The 14436-nt window shown below is 39.3% G+C and carries 12 protein-coding genes; 5 read left to right on the top strand and 7 right to left on the bottom strand.

The genetic code is table 11. The annotated features are described in order from the left end of the window. Positions 1–296: 296 nt before the first annotated feature. Both FAX86_RS04765 and FAX86_RS04760 read left to right on the top strand, forming a co-directional pair. Positions 297–581 (top strand): hypothetical protein, encoded by a 285-nt coding sequence (locus FAX86_RS04765; RefSeq protein ID WP_144392196.1) that lies wholly within the window; start codon positions 297–299, stop codon positions 579–581. A 47-nt stretch (positions 582–628) separates the two neighbouring features. Then, a complete protein-coding gene (locus FAX86_RS04760) occupies positions 629–1321 on the top strand; it encodes a tetratricopeptide repeat protein (RefSeq protein WP_144392195.1) in 693 nt (230 codons plus the stop codon). Between the two features lie 6 nt (positions 1322–1327). Here the strand turns inward: FAX86_RS04760 and FAX86_RS04755 are convergent, their stop codons facing one another. Beyond that, positions 1328–2185, bottom strand: a complete 858-nt coding sequence (locus tag FAX86_RS04755) for a DMT family transporter (RefSeq protein ID WP_144392194.1) — start codon at positions 2183–2185, stop codon at positions 1328–1330. A gap of 6 nt (positions 2186–2191) precedes the next feature. Further along, positions 2192–3856 carry a FimL-related protein gene (locus tag FAX86_RS04750; protein ID WP_144392193.1) on the bottom strand — a complete coding sequence of 555 codons (1665 nt, stop codon included), beginning with the start codon at positions 3854–3856 and terminating at the stop codon, positions 2192–2194. 300 nt (positions 3857–4156) lie between these two features. Between FAX86_RS04750 and FAX86_RS04745 the strand changes: the two genes are divergently transcribed. After that, on the top strand, positions 4157–5404 hold the full coding sequence (locus FAX86_RS04745; RefSeq protein WP_144392192.1) for an HDOD domain-containing protein: 1248 nt from the start codon (positions 4157–4159) through the stop codon (positions 5402–5404). Between the two features lie 124 nt (positions 5405–5528). Further along, the gene (locus FAX86_RS04740; RefSeq protein ID WP_144392191.1) at positions 5529–6359 is read left to right on the top strand and encodes a mechanosensitive ion channel family protein; all 831 of its coding nucleotides are present in this window, start codon (positions 5529–5531) and stop codon (positions 6357–6359) included. 9 nt (positions 6360–6368) lie between these two features. Here FAX86_RS04740 and FAX86_RS04735 read toward each other — a convergent pair whose 3' ends face one another. From FAX86_RS04735 to FAX86_RS04715, 5 genes are read right to left on the bottom strand one after another with little or no spacing between them, the layout of a single operon-like run. Next, positions 6369–7112, bottom strand: a complete 744-nt coding sequence (locus FAX86_RS04735; protein WP_144392190.1) for a DUF4197 domain-containing protein — start codon at positions 7110–7112, stop codon at positions 6369–6371. Positions 7113–7167: 55 nt separating this feature from the next. Then, positions 7168–9903, bottom strand: a complete 2736-nt coding sequence (gene fdhF / locus FAX86_RS04730; protein ID WP_144392189.1) for a formate dehydrogenase subunit alpha — start codon at positions 9901–9903, stop codon at positions 7168–7170. A gap of 2 nt (positions 9904–9905) precedes the next feature. Further along, a complete protein-coding gene (locus FAX86_RS04725) occupies positions 9906–11555 on the bottom strand; it encodes an NADH-ubiquinone oxidoreductase-F iron-sulfur binding region domain-containing protein (protein ID WP_144392188.1) in 1650 nt (549 codons plus the stop codon). Between the two features lie 32 nt (positions 11556–11587). Further along, positions 11588–12424, bottom strand: coding sequence for a formate dehydrogenase accessory sulfurtransferase FdhD (fdhD, locus tag FAX86_RS04720; protein WP_164503461.1), 837 nt, complete (start codon positions 12422–12424; stop codon positions 11588–11590). Between the two features lie 21 nt (positions 12425–12445). Beyond that, positions 12446–13363 carry a GGDEF domain-containing protein gene (locus FAX86_RS04715; protein ID WP_144392186.1) on the bottom strand — a complete coding sequence of 306 codons (918 nt, stop codon included), beginning with the start codon at positions 13361–13363 and terminating at the stop codon, positions 12446–12448. Between the two features lie 269 nt (positions 13364–13632). Here FAX86_RS04715 and FAX86_RS04710 point away from each other — a divergent pair, with 269 nt between their 5' ends. After that, entirely contained in the window at positions 13633–14433 is an 801-nt protein-coding gene (locus FAX86_RS04710; RefSeq protein ID WP_144392185.1) for a cobalamin-binding protein, read from the top strand. Positions 14434–14436 lie beyond the last annotated feature (3 nt).

Genomic DNA, 14436 nt, shown 5'->3' with positions numbered 1-14436 from the left:
GGGTCAGTCCTTAGCATTGGAGTAGAGGGTATAGCATAGGAGTTTTGACCCATCAAGAAAGTCAATGCGGTAATCTCTAATTACTATTTTTAGTAAAACATCATGAATATTAACAGTGGCGAATAACTCAATATTGATTGAGAAAATGACGTGTTATGTTGACCGCTAGCTCACTTTGAGAACAATCTCAAATTACTCCTTGAGGCTTTCAATTTTTAATCCTAAACCAATGAAGCTTGCTTTGAGTCATTCAAGGAAGCAGACAATTTTAACTAACATTTTAAGAGGAATATATTATGGCTAATGCTGCAGAACTTTCAGGATATATTGTTGCGTTTGCGGGTGCTGCTCGTGTTGCTCAAGCTGCTATGTCTTCGGGTGCAGATCCAATGACAATTGCTGAGTATCAATTCGAAATCAATATTACTGCTGACTTCGAATTAAAAAGCGAAACTGATGTATCTCTTAATATTTGGCGTTTAAATGTGAAGCAAAAAGTGACTATGGACTACAAAAGTCATTGGGGCATCACAGTTAAGTGTCTTATCAAGCCTTCTGCCGTTCTGGCTTCTGAGTCATAAGAAACTGGGAAGCGCTGCAGGTCTTTCTGTGGCGCTTTTTATAATTCATGAGCTTAAAAAGTTTAACACCCATCGGAAGACGCGGATTATCAATGGCATATGCATTCAAGCCAAAGTCGATCGCTCAGCGTAACCAAATTCCAAATCAGGTAGTGTGTTTGTCTTGTGGTGTGCAAGGGCAATTTATTAATGGTGACTCAGGTCCACTGAGACAAATCGAATCCGTAGTTTATTATCGAGCGGGCTTAATTTGTCAGTGCCATTATTTAAATTTTGTTAATACAATTGTTAACGATATTCCGGAAGAAAATACGAAAAACAAGGTATCGACGGAATCTGCGTTAGAAGATTTACAAGCAAAAGAGAAAATGCCTGATTGGAGAGATGAAGAGCTTATTACGCTCTCTGCAGCGGCTGCGCATAATCAGGAGTTTGAACTGGCTTCGACGTTAGTCGATATAGCTTTAACCATTTCACCATTTTCGCAAGCGGCCTGGTATAATCGAGGTTGGCTTTATGCGAACGATAAAGATTTAGATAGCGCAATAAACGCCTATAAAAAGACCTTGATTCATGGTGATGATTTCCCCAGTGCTTATTTGAATCTCGGATATATTTATCAAGAGTTTCATCAATTTGAAGAAGCTGCTCGGGCATTTAAAAAGTTTTTAGAGCACTACCCAACTCATCCGGATGCACTGAGTCGTCTTAAAGATTGTGAAGATAAATCAGAAGATTAAACTATTTTAATAATCAACGGCTTTCTTTTTATTGCTAGCAATAATGACCGATATCAGAATGATGCTTCCTCCTGCTAGCAAAGGTAGCCAATCGATATTTCTTTGCCAAATAACAACATTGACCAACAATCCTACCGGAATTAATGCATTGTTCATTGTTGCCAGCTGCCCTGTATTTACTTGCTTCGCACCATAGTTCCAGCAAAAGTAACCGACTCCTGACGCAATGAGTCCAAGCCATAATATAACGAGTACCTCTGTTGGATTGTCGGGTATTTTATTGAAGTTGCCAAAAGCGATTGCAGCAACAGAACAGAGTAAACTGGCTCCTAAAAAGAAAAACAAAAAATGAGCTTGCTGATTTTTTCGGGAGCCCAGCTCTAATCGTTTGTAAGCCACTTGCCCGAAAGCAAAGCAAATGTTGGCTAACTGAACTAGAAGCAGTCCAGTATAAAAGTCTTCACTGACTGAGTGATACCGAATAATAGCCGCGCCAATAACCGATACAACGGCTGCACTCAACCATTTGAAGTGAAATTTTCTATTGAAAACAAGATCATCGATGATAGAGACATAAACAGGAGTCAATATTGTAAAAAGAAGAACCTCGGCGACTGATAGATACAAAAAGCTGTGGTAAAAAAATAGATACATCAGTCCAATCTGGACTGCTCCGATAAGCATTAACTTGATGGCTGATGGCCAATTTATTCTACTGAGTTTTACAAAAGGGATAAATACGACGAGCGCGAGTAAGGTTCGGCTAAGGACAGCAACATAGCTATCTACTTCGCCCGCCAGATATTCACCAATTAAAGAAAAACTGAATGCCCATAAACAGGTTACTGCGATTAACCACTTCATAGGTAATTACAAGTGTAAATGAGCTTTCAAGCGAGCGAGATTTTCATCAGCGAACTCATAAATTTTAGAGCTAGGTGTGTGCTGTTTCTCCATGGTTTCTAAGTAAAACTCGATACTGCACAGAATATCGGCAAGCAGCTCAAGTGCTTGCAGAGTGGCAGGTTCCTTTAAGAAATACTTATCTGCCAAATTGATAAGTTCGTTTATTAAGTCCACCATGTCTTGATTGTCTAAGGTAACCATTTCATTAGCAGCTCTCTCCAGCGAGGCGGGCATGGAGCTTAGCAACTCTGGATCGTGATCTTTCAGGCTGTAATTTTCGAGTTGATTGATAACCTGATGGATTTGCTTGCGGCCATTTTTGCAGGAGTCGAGCTGCTCTTTTGACAGTTTCATTCTGTTCAAGCTGGTTTTAGCACCAGGACGACCGCCGGACTGGTCGTTAAGAATAGATTCTATTTTTGATAGAACGCCGCTTATAAATTGTCGGTCGGAGTCTGGAAGAGCGACATTTTTGTTGACGGTCAACTCAACTCTTTCCACCGCTTCTTTTAATGAAATTTCAATATTCTCGAATTCCAATACCGAAAATAAGCTATGAAGTTGCTTCAGTTGATGAAGCAAATGCGTGAGTTCATTCGATTCTGGCTCATAGTCTTCGGCAATTAAATCAGTTTGCAGTCCGAGGATATCTTCTAGAATGGTACTGAATAATGACTGATAATCATCTTCTTTAAGACCTTTTAGCAGTAAAAACTCTTGTGTTAGATTTCGCTCTGTCAAACCGGTATCAGGAAGTCCGAAATGCTTTTTGAGCTGTTTAGTGAGTGGTTCGTCGGCGTCTGAAAGGCTAACCAGGTATAAGAGATCAAACGATAACTGTTCTGCTTTTTCTCGCATTTTATAGTTAATATTGTGATTAACCTGTCCAAGCTCCCGCATTTGCAAGTCGAGTTTGGTGAACAGCTTTATTCTCTCTGGCGATAGAACAAGTCCGCCATCATGAAATCCTTCAATGGCACCGGCGGCGATCCACCACATGTTTGGTGCATTGGGACTACCGCATTGTTTGTCAAATCGTTTCGTTGCCCTGAGCATCATACTCAAGCCGCCTGGAATGTTGGTTTTTCGAATAATTTCAATCATTCCCATTTGAAACATTTGACGTAATCGCCGCGATGTTTTAACAATTTCATAGTTGTCCAGACGATGTGATGAATCGAAGTTTTCGCGCACTTTGCGGTGATTGACGTCAAAAAAGCTCGACTCAGGAAAGTAGGGCATGTGAGCGGTTTGGCGCAAATCATTTATCGGCGTGAATAAAAGCTGCGGTAAATCGAACGGCTTATTACAGATAAAATCAATGTATCGTTCTAGTAAAGATAGACTGTAGATAATTGCCTCTAAGCGATCCTCGTCTTCTTCGTGGAACGGCTCACTTAACCCTTTGATTATATTGCAAATATCCTTTGTGAGAGTCGCTGCTGCTGGTAGCTCGATAAAGGTAAATACACGATTCAACTGGTAAACCGTGGTCCAGGCAGATTTTCTCGCCGGAGAAGGTGTGGTTTCGTTATGGAAAGTTTCAAGCGAGCTTATCGCTTCGTTCGCCGTTTCACGGATGTGATCGGCGATTAGTGAAACGGAAGATATTTGATCTTGATAAGGCATTGGTTGACCAACTTTCCTATTTGATTTTATTAAGAGATACTACTGAATTTTTCATTAAATTCAAACATATCCAAAGACTTTCTCTAGTAATACATAGTCAGTTTGTGAGTTAAGCGCAAATTTTACCAAGAGTATTCCTGTTTTTATCTCCAGGATCTTAAGTTTGCTGAATACATCACGCTATCGTCTTGATTATGTTGTGAATTTGCCATTCGTGATCTAGATTTAATCAAGGGCGGTAAACGGAGATATCCGAATCAAGCAAATGGCCGCTAAGATGCCTTGCTTACTGGAGAGAGCATGCAATCAATAGAACAAAAAGTAGAGTTATTAAAACAGTTTACTGCATTTGAATACTTGAACGTGAAGCAGTTAGCGATTGTCGCGGGTCAGGTTGACGTCATTAAGGTTGAAAAAGGGCAAGAATTATTTCAGCTCGGAAATGACGATCGGTATGATTATTTCTTGATATCCGGAATTTTGCATATGGTTGCTGGAGACGGTAAAAGTTATTCACTAGAAGCTGGTACTAGCGATACTAAACGTCCTATCTCTACTTTGAGACCGAGAAAATATACGGCAGAAATTCGGGCAACGAGTATTTTACTCAAAATTCAACATGAGCTTTTGACCTACATTATTAACCAGCATAACAGTACCGAGTTTGGTAGTAATTTAGTTGAGTTTTCCAATTCTCAACTCACGCCAGAAATGGTGACCTCTGAAATAAAGCAAGCCATTTTACACGGAGAATTAAAACTTCCATCGTTGCCCGATGTTGCAATGCGGATTAGAAAGTTTTCACAAACGAATGGAGATTCTGTTGAGCAGATGGTTCAGGCTATCATGCTTGATCCATCAATTTCTGTAAAAGTCATTCAATGTGCTAACTCGCCATTATTTCGAGGGGTCAATCCTATCAGAACATGTACGGAAGCCGTCATCCGACTCGGTAAGGATACAACCATACAATTGGTTACCATTTTTTCGATGAGAGAGCTTTTTAACTCGGATAATGAAGAATTAAAGAAGAAGTTTATAGATATTTGGCGTAAAAGTGTTGATGTTGCGGTAATTTGTGCGGTGCTTGCTAAGAAAAGTAAATTAGCATTTGAGCCTGAAGTTGCCATGATGGCTGGCTTATTACACCGACTAGGAGAGCTTTCTATCTACTCTTTTGCAAATGACTACCGCGGATTCTTGACATTAGATGAAGTCATTGAGCATTTGGTAAAAGATTATAAGTCTCAAGTTGCTTGCGACATTATTCAGCAATGGCAGTTGGGTGACGTTTACTATCAATGCATGAAGTATTTAGAGCACTGGGACAAAGAGCAAATAATGTCTCCAGATTACTCTGATTTGTTAAATGTTGCAGTATTGCATGAATACATTAGAACGCACGACTATCACAATCTACCTCACTTCGATCAACTACCTTCTTTCAATCGTATTCAAGTCGGTCCGTCAACACCAGAGTTAAGTATTGAGGCCCTTGAAGAATCAGAGAAAGAGCTCAAAGAGCTCAAAGCAATGTTAACGGGTTAATTTCTCTTAGAATTCTTTCTACAGATTAGTTTTCGATAGATGTCATCCAATGTTATTATCCTGCGCCAAAGTATGAAGACCGCTTGGTCTGGCATTAATTAGTAAAGAAAAGAGTGAACTCTGTATGGATGTAGTAACTGATCTGATTGCTATTTTAGAAAATCACAAACTGATCGGTTCAGTGGTTTTTATTCTTATTGTGATTCTAATCCGTGAGTTACTAATTAAAGTCGTGCGTAAACGGGCAAAGCGTAAACAAAAAGATAGACGTTCAACTGTAAGTACTATTCGAAATTTGACCAACTTTATCATGTTTATCATGATATTCATTATTTGGTCAGTAGAGATTCAAAGCTTTGCTTTATCGATTGCTGCTTTTACTGTAGCGATAATATTAGCAACTCGAGAATATGTACAATGTCTTTTGGGGTTTGTATATATTTCTAGTACACGATCATTTTCTGTCGGTGATTGGATTCAGGTCGATAACTCAATTGGTGAGGTTGCCAATAGAGATTGGCTAAAGGTGAATTTGCTAGAAGTTGATCAAACTGATTATGGTTATACTGGAAAATCGTTATCTATTCCAAACAATCGTTTTATTACCCAGTCGATAAAAAATCTAAACTATTTGCGTCGTTACGCTTCTCATACGTTTGAAATTACAGTTCCTGCTGAATTTGATATTTTTCCTTTTCGCGATGCCATAATGAAAAAAGCTGAAGAATATTGTGAGCCATTTCATGAGGTTGCTCAACGTTATAGTGTACTAATTGAAAAGCGACTCGAAGTAACAATTAGTGGTCCAGAGCCCTATGTACAAATTCTAACGAACGAATATGGCAACGTTATCATGGCAATTACTATCTTTTGTCCAACCGAGTTGGCGATTGAAATAGAGCAAAAATTAACTCGCGACTTTATGGGAATGTGGTTTAAGAAAAACGAAGCTTAATGAAGTCTGTTATCGATAGTAACTAAATACTTTGCGAATTAAATTGCTGGCTTGCTCAACCGGATTGGCTCGTATTTTCTGTTCTACTTTGGCAACTTGATCAAAAACAGCCTTAACTGCTTTATCTGTGATGTAGCTATCAAGGTTGGCTTCTGCAGGCAATTCGTTGCCCGTTAGTGCAGCATAAGTATTTAATTTTCGACTGAGAGATTTGTACTTTTTAGTTACACCCACTCGATTGGTTGCAGACTGTACGATGGGTAAAAATTTACTGCTTAAGGTTCGAGACGATGATTTTTTGAAATAGTCTGTGGCCGCTGTTTTTCCTCCTTGCATTATTCCGATAACGTCTCTAAGAGTCATGTTTTTTACCGTTTGCTTAAATACGGAGAGAGCTTCTGGAACGGCTTTCTCTGCGGCATTATTCATGCTTAACTCAAATTCATCTACATAACTTCCAAGTCCGTATTTACGGGCATCAGCTGCTATCTTTTCAATATTCGAGGGCAATGGAATTTTATATTGGCTTTGGCTAAATCCATTGGGGCGTCCCAATTGTTTGACGGCTTTCTCAATGCCTTGATCTAGCGCTAACTTAATTGCATTCGATGTTTCTTGTTGGCTTGGTGCCTGGTAACCCTGCGTAATTGCATTGACGGTTTCAATGGCTGGTGTTAAGTCTTTACAACTAGCTAATAATAATGAAACGATAGAAAGAGAAATTAAATATCGAGTTGTTGTAAATTTTAACATGCCTTTTCTCCACGAAAATACTGCAACTAACAGACAGATGGCTAGTACGTTTATGTTATTGAGCCAATTCTAGATTGACACTAACAACTTTATATTCCGGACACAAGGTCTCAGAGTCACACTCGTCACTGGTGAGGCGATTGATCATCATTTCTGGAAAATGAAATGTAGTGAAGACTATACCTGGGTTAACACTGTCGCTAATTTCAGCACTTAGTTCTACTTCTCCACGCTCTGAAAATAAGCGAACACGATCATTGGTTCTTATATTTTTAGATTTCGCGTCTTGCGGATGAATAAGCAGGCGATCTTCGCTAACAATTTGTCGGTTATTGGTGCGTCGTGTCATTGTGCCACAGTTGTAATGTTCGAGAATTCTTGAGGTCGTTAAAATAAAGGGAAAACGTTCTTGATTGTTTGTAATTTCTTTAGATTCTTCCCAATTAAAATAATGGAATTTTCCTAAACCTCGCTTAAAGTTTTTTTCGTGTAAGATCTTAGTATCTTTTCCGCTGGCAAGAATTGGCCATTGCTTTCCATTATCACCCAAATCATCCCAGCGAGCGCCCTCAAAAAAGGGAATGACGTTAGCGATTTCGTTGAGAACATCACTGTGTGAAAATTCAGATTGCTCATATCCAAATAAATTCATTAAATCAACAATGATTTGGCCATCGGGTTTGCAGTTACCGACGGGAGGAATGGCTGCTCTGACCGCTTGGACACGGCGTTCCCCATTAGTAAACGTTCCTGATTTTTCCAGAAATGAGGTTCCCGGTAATATTACATCTGCGAGCTTAGCGGTTTCACTTAAAAAGATTTCTTGAACAACTAAAAAATCGAGAGATTTTAAGCTCTCAATAACATGCTGCGAATTCGGATCGGTTTGTGCAACATCTTCACCCATTATAAAAAGTGCCTTAAGAGATTTTGATTTAGCAGCACTAAACATCTGGGGAATTTTGAGTCCGGGTTCGAGAGGGAGATCAACTCCGTATTTTTTCGAGTAGTAATTTTGCCATTCGGGAGAATCGACAGGCATGTATCCGGCACCCTGATGAGGCTGACAACCCATATCGGCTGCACCCTGAACGTTATTTTGTCCTCTTAGTGGATTAACTCCAACTCCTGGTCTGCCAATATTGCCGGTCATCATTGCCAAATCGGCGATACACATTATTGCTCTTGAACCCTGCGAATGTTCTGTCACACCTAAACCATGAAAACTCATTGCTGCAGCAGCGTTTGCATAAGCTAGAGCTGCCTCTTTGACGAGAGTACGAGGAACACTAGAAACACGCTCCATGTCATCCATGTTTAACTGCGTTATAGCATCGACGTAGTCTTCCCAGCATTCTGTGCGTTCGGCAATAAATGTTTGATCAATGGCTCCTGCTTCGATGATGTAATAAGCCATCATGTTAAGAATTGCAACGTTAGTTCCTGGACGTAGTTGTAAGTGAAAAGTTGCATAACGGGCAACTTCTGTTTTTACCGGATCAATTACAATCGATGTTGTTCCTTGCATCAGTTTTTGTTTTATCTTGGCTCCTGTTACAGGGTGAGCCGATGTTGGATTAGCACCAATTATCATAATGCAGTCAGTGTATTCTAGATCAGCAATTGAATTAGTTGCTGCTCCTGTACCAAAACTTTGTTGCATTCCGTAAGCTGTTGGTGAGTGACAGACTCGTGCGCAACAATCGATATTATTGGTGCCAATGGCTGATCGCATAAATTTTTGCATCAAATAGTTTTCTTCATTGGTACATCGCGATGAAGAAATTCCAGCGATTGCATCAGGACCAAATTGACTTTTGATAGCACCAACTTTATTGGCGATTAAGGTATAAGCTTCTTCCCACGAGGCTTCAATAAACACATTATTCTTTTTGATTAGCGGCTGCTTAAGACGATCAGGGTGATTGTAAAATCGCCAAGCATAACGACCTTTCAAACAAGTGTGTCCTTGATTAACTTCAGCATCTTTAGCTGCAGAAATTGAAAGAATTTTGTCGCCGAGTGTAGCGACTTCAAGATTACACCCAACGCCACAATAAGAACAAATGGTTCGTGTTTTCTTATCTGCCGCTTGTGACTTGGAGTGAAATTTATCAGAAATAGCCGCAGTCGGACAGGTTTGAGCACAGGCACCGCAAGAAACACAGGGAGAGGAATTAAAGTCGGTATCTGCTCCTTTAATGACTCGGCTATTAAATCCTCGGTCTGAAACACTTAAAACCATTTCTCCTTGAATTTCATCACAGGCTCTAACACATCGATAACAGTTAATGCATTTGGCAAGATCTGATCTCATGTACGGATGCGATGTGTCTTTCATATAGTGTAAATGAGAGGCTTTTGATGGATAGCGAACGTCTCGAATACCTACTTGAGCGGCAACATCTTGCAGTTCACAGTTGCCGTTAACTTCACAAGTCAAGCAGTCCAAAGGATGATCGGTTAGCACCAATTCAATTATATTCCGCCTTAAATGATTGACTTGCTCACTGTGTGTATAAACTTTCATCCCACTATTGATTGGTGAATGGCATGCGGCAACTATTTTCGGTGAGGATGAATTGTTTGTTTTAATTTCGACAGAGCAAACACGGCAAGAACCAAATGGTTCGAGCCGTTCGTCGTAACACAAGGTCGGTATTGACGAGTTATGACGATTTAAAAACTGTAATATAGTTTCTCCAGCAATAAACGCGTAAGGTTTATCGTTGATAAAAGCTATGGATGATGAGTCAAGGTTCTCAATCGAGCTTTTACTGGAAAGAGGCATCACTACTCTTCCTTTACAGGAATCCGATCGGATTGCTTAGATGTATCAATATAGGGTATTAGTTCTTCACTAAAATATTCCAATATATTTTGAATGGGAAGTGGCACACCGCCTCCTAAAGCACATAGCGAACCTAGTTTCATCGTTGACAATAAATCTTCTAATAGATTAAAGTCAATTCGCGTATCTCCGTAAATTGCCTCTTCAAAAATTTCTTTGCCCCGAATTGCGCCGAGTCGACAGGGAAAGCACTTTCCACAACTTTCCTTGGCAGTAAATTCAAATAGATGCTGAATATATCGAACAAAAGGAAATGAGGCAGGAATACCAATGATGGATGCATGTCCTAGTAGAAAACCTTGCTCATCAAAACTTTCATAATCAACATTAATTTCATCTATTTTCCATTGAGGAACTACTCCGCCTAATGGTCCACCAATGTGAAGTGCTTTGACTGGTTGACTAAACCCTCCCGCTGCATCGATGATTGTTCGTAATGGTGTACCCATATCAACTTCATAAATACCTGGAGTTTTAAATGCGCTATCTAAAGACAATAATTTTGTTCCGGAAGATTGTTTACTACCACGTTGAATAAATTTTTCAGCTCCATGTTCAAAAATCCAGTGAATAGCAGAAAAGGTTTCTACATTATTGACAATGGTGGGTTGATTAAAAAGTCCTTCTTCTGCAGGATAGGGAGGACGGATGGAAACCTCCGGACGCTGGCCTTCAATAGATCGAAGTAACGCTGTTTCTTCGCCGCAAATATAAGACCCAGCACCACGAATGACTTTAAAGTTAAAATCGAAGTTTATATTTAATTGTTCAAATTCTTCAATAGCTTGCTCACAAAGGTCAATCGCATCGGGATACTCATCTCTAATGTAGAGAATGCCAATATTCGATCCAACAATATAGCCAGCCATTAACATTCCAAACAGAACTGAGTGAGGATTCTGTTCGAGTAAATAGCGGTCGCTAAAAGCTCCTGGATCGCCTTCATCTGCATTACAGACAATGTACTTGTCTTTACCCAAAGCATTTCGGCATGTTTGCCATTTTATTCCCGTGGGAAAACCAGCTCCACCTCGGCCTCTTAAATTTGATTGGATCAATTGCTTCAGCAAACTTTCCGGCGACTCTTGAGACGTTAATTTGTCGAACAATGCGTAGTATTCAAACACATCTGATATTTTTTGTGTTAAAACAGGTTCGGTACAAAGGGCAGTTACATTGTATTCTTCATTATTGTCATACTGATGGTTTAAGATTGAGTCGAGTTTTTTAATGTCATTGCCAGAATAATTCTGACCATCAATTTGAAATGCATAGTTTTCATGACAACGGCCCAAGCAAGTAACATGACCAATACTGGTTTGTTGAAAATGTTGGAGTAAAGGAGCTATAACATCTGCTTGAGAGCCCGCACATAAGCAGGAGGTACCATTGCAAACGAAAACTTTATGTTCTGCTTTTTTGTGGTTAATAAAATCGTAGAATGAAGCTGTCCCTGTTACAACGGCTTCGCCAACGAGATATTCTTGAGCGATTTCAGAGTGAGATTTTGGATTGTTCTTATCTGTTACTTGTTCCAGTAATGTCTTATTGAGTCCCTTTCGTTTAAATAGCATAGAGAGGTTTTTAGACATGGTAGACCTCTTTTCACTTATTTGAATTCCGGTTAATTTGTTAGTCGCCAATGACCATTATAGATATTGAAGCGATCATTCCTATTAAATCCAATCAGGGTAATTCCAAATCTTCGAGCAGTCTCTACTGCGAGATGAGTCGGTGCGCCTACAGCAACAATAATTGCTACACCAGCCATTATTGCTTTTTGAACCATTTCATAACTTATTCGACCACTTAACCAAAGTATGTGATCATTGGCTGGTAATTGCCCGTTTTCAAGGTGAAATCCTACCAGTTTATCGAGCGCGTTGTGTCGTCCTACATCTTCTTTAATAGATAATATCTCTTTTGAGATTTCAAAAAGAGCGCAGGCATGCATACCTCCTGTTTCAGAAAATCCTAATTGGTAATTATTTATCTTTGAATTGAGAGTGCTTAATAAGGTTTGACTTATTATCGGATTATCTCGATTGATAGAGGGTGGGCTTTTCAATTCAAGACTTTGGATTGATGTTTTACCACAGACTCCACACGATGAGTGCGTCATTTGATGGCGTGATAAATTTAAAATCCATGCAGGTACGTTTCCAGTTAATTCAATGAGCCATTCATTACTGTTCATTAAACCTTGATGATCAACAGACGGTGTTATATTTATTATTTCTTCAAGAGATTTTATGATCGATTCAGAAAATAAAAAGCCGATGATAAGTTGACGATCGTCGCCGGGAGTACGCATTGTAATACTTAGAACAAACTCTTTATCATCATATTTTAAACTGATCTGCAATGGTTCTTCGACTGCGACTGAGTCATCACGCCATTGGTCTAAGTGACTATCGTAGACTTGGTATTGTCTCGAAAATTTAATGTCAGAGTCTTTCACAATGGATCCAAATAAAGAGAATTATTCGCTTTCAGAGGAATATATTTGAACTTGGTCTCTGCCGTCGTTTTTTGCCTGGTATAGTGCTTTGTCGGCGTGTTTAATTAACTCTTCCAGCGAATTGTGTTTGTAGCAAGCAAGGCCAATACTTATGGTTAATTTGTCTTTAAGCCCAAGAGATGACCAATCCGCCTGCTTGACACATTTTCGTATACGCTCGGCAAAAATAAGTGCTTCGTCTTGCGCGATTTCAGGTAATACAATTAAAAACTCTTCTCCACCGACTCGTCCAAGTATATCAGCTTTTCGTACCTGTTCTTTTAAGATAGATGCAAGCTTCGTGAGTACATCATCACCGACTTGATGACCATAGGTATCGTTGACCGCTTTAAAGTGGTCAATGTCTAGCAGTAACAGACATAGGTGTTCTTGATAGCGAATGGTTTTTTCAAGTGTCTTTGTTGCGAGTTGATAGGTATGTTGACGATTAAAAATTTTAGTCAGTCCATCAATCGTTGCTTTTTGATAGAGCTGTTCCTCTCGACTTTTTCTATCGGACAAGTCGCGTTCAATAAACAAAAAATGGGTTACTTCACCGCGGTCGTCGTAAAGGGGAACCATTTTAAGATCGATCCAAAACTTTTTACCGTTTTTTCCATAATTAGCAATTTCGGTGTGGATTGGCCATCCTTGAGTTATTGCTTCGCGAATCTTGTCTCGTGATTTTATGTCAGTATCTTCACCATGGAGAATGCGAGCGCTTTTACCGATGACTTCATCTTTTTCATAACCAAATAAATGAGTAAAAGAGTCGTTAACGTAAATAATGGGATTATTGCCGGGGTCGTTTTTATCAACTTCAGAGATGACAATAATATCCAAAGCATTATCTAATGCTTGCTTGTAGATGTAATAAGGAATATTGTCAGTCACATTCATTTGATATTGAATATCTATTCCTTAAGAGTCGCTAAAAAAGCCAAAAATATCAAGTGATTGGGCTTTATCTTTCAAAATTTAACTTTCGATTTTCCTAATAGTTGTAGTTGATCGCTGTGTTTTGGCAAAAAAGCCAATATGTATCACTTTATATTAAATATTTAGTGGGAGCGTTTTTATTATTTTATTCATATTTTCGGGTTTCAATCTTGACCTGAGTTGTACAGCAGTTTACGTTGCATTTTCATTTAAGAATCAAGAAGTAATGTATGGCAGTGGATTATCCGAATAGAATTGTTTGTTTAACAGAAGAGACGACAGAAGCGTTGTATTTAATGGGCGAAGAAAGTCGATTAGTTGGTATTTCTGGCTATACGGTTCGCCCTGCGCGTGCGCGAAAAGAAAAGCCCAAAGTATCTGCATTTACGAGTGCAAAAATAGATAAAATATTAAATTTACAGCCTGATTTAGTATTAGGTTTTTCTGATATGCAAGCTGATATATGCTCGGAACTGGTTAGGGCTGGTATTGAAGTTCATATATTTAATCAACGGAGTATTGACGAAATATTTCGAATGTTACAGACCTTGGGCTCTCTGATTGGGAAGCCTGAGAAAGCTAATATGTTAATTGAAAAACTTGCCGAAAATTTATCTGACATTCGAGAGTTGGTAAAAAATCTGGATAAAAGACCTAAGGTTTATTTTGAAGAATGGTATGACCCCTATATCTGCGGGATTCGCTGGGTATCGGAATTAATTGACCTTGCGGGGGGGATTGATTGTTTTGCTGAGCAGGCTAAAAATAGCTTAGGAAAAGATCGCATAATCGCCGATGATTCGGCTATTATTAAAGCTAACCCAGATATTATTATTGGTTCCTGGTGCGGTCGTAAATTTAAGGCAGAACGAGTAAAAGAACGACCCGGCTGGGAAGCGATTAATGCAGTTAAAAATGATAATTTGTTTGAAGTAAAATCGGCTGATATTTTACAGCCTGGGCCAGCCTGTTTAAGCGATGGTGTACGGCAACTTCATCAAATTGTGACAGACTGGGCGCACCGAAACTAACAG

The organism is Pleionea sediminis (assembly GCF_007570825.1).
GTDB lineage: Bacteria > Pseudomonadota > Gammaproteobacteria > Enterobacterales > Kangiellaceae > Pleionea > Pleionea sediminis.
The sequence above is the reverse complement of the archived record's forward strand: the minus strand, read 5'-3'. Positions and strand labels throughout refer to the sequence as shown.

Excerpts from the sequence above, each read along its gene's own strand:
- FAX86_RS04765 (WP_144392196.1), top strand. The coding sequence starts at position 297 with ATGGCTAATGCTGCAGAACTTTCAGGATATATTGTTGCGTTTGCGGGT.
- FAX86_RS04760 (WP_144392195.1), top strand. The coding sequence starts at position 629 with ATGAGCTTAAAAAGTTTAACACCCATCGGAAGACGCGGATTATCAATG.
- FAX86_RS04755 (WP_144392194.1), bottom strand. The coding sequence starts at position 2,185 with ATGAAGTGGTTAATCGCAGTAACCTGTTTATGGGCATTCAGTTTTTCT.
- FAX86_RS04750 (WP_144392193.1), bottom strand. The coding sequence starts at position 3,856 with ATGCCTTATCAAGATCAAATATCTTCCGTTTCACTAATCGCCGATCAC.
- FAX86_RS04745 (WP_144392192.1), top strand. The coding sequence starts at position 4,157 with ATGCAATCAATAGAACAAAAAGTAGAGTTATTAAAACAGTTTACTGCA.
- FAX86_RS04740 (WP_144392191.1), top strand. The coding sequence starts at position 5,529 with ATGGATGTAGTAACTGATCTGATTGCTATTTTAGAAAATCACAAACTG.
- FAX86_RS04735 (WP_144392190.1), bottom strand. The coding sequence starts at position 7,112 with ATGTTAAAATTTACAACAACTCGATATTTAATTTCTCTTTCTATCGTT.
- fdhF (WP_144392189.1), bottom strand. The coding sequence starts at position 9,903 with ATGCCTCTTTCCAGTAAAAGCTCGATTGAGAACCTTGACTCATCATCC.
- FAX86_RS04725 (WP_144392188.1), bottom strand. The coding sequence starts at position 11,555 with ATGTCTAAAAACCTCTCTATGCTATTTAAACGAAAGGGACTCAATAAG.
- FAX86_RS04715 (WP_144392186.1), bottom strand. The coding sequence starts at position 13,363 with ATGAATGTGACTGACAATATTCCTTATTACATCTACAAGCAAGCATTA.
- FAX86_RS04710 (WP_144392185.1), top strand. The coding sequence starts at position 13,633 with ATGGCAGTGGATTATCCGAATAGAATTGTTTGTTTAACAGAAGAGACG.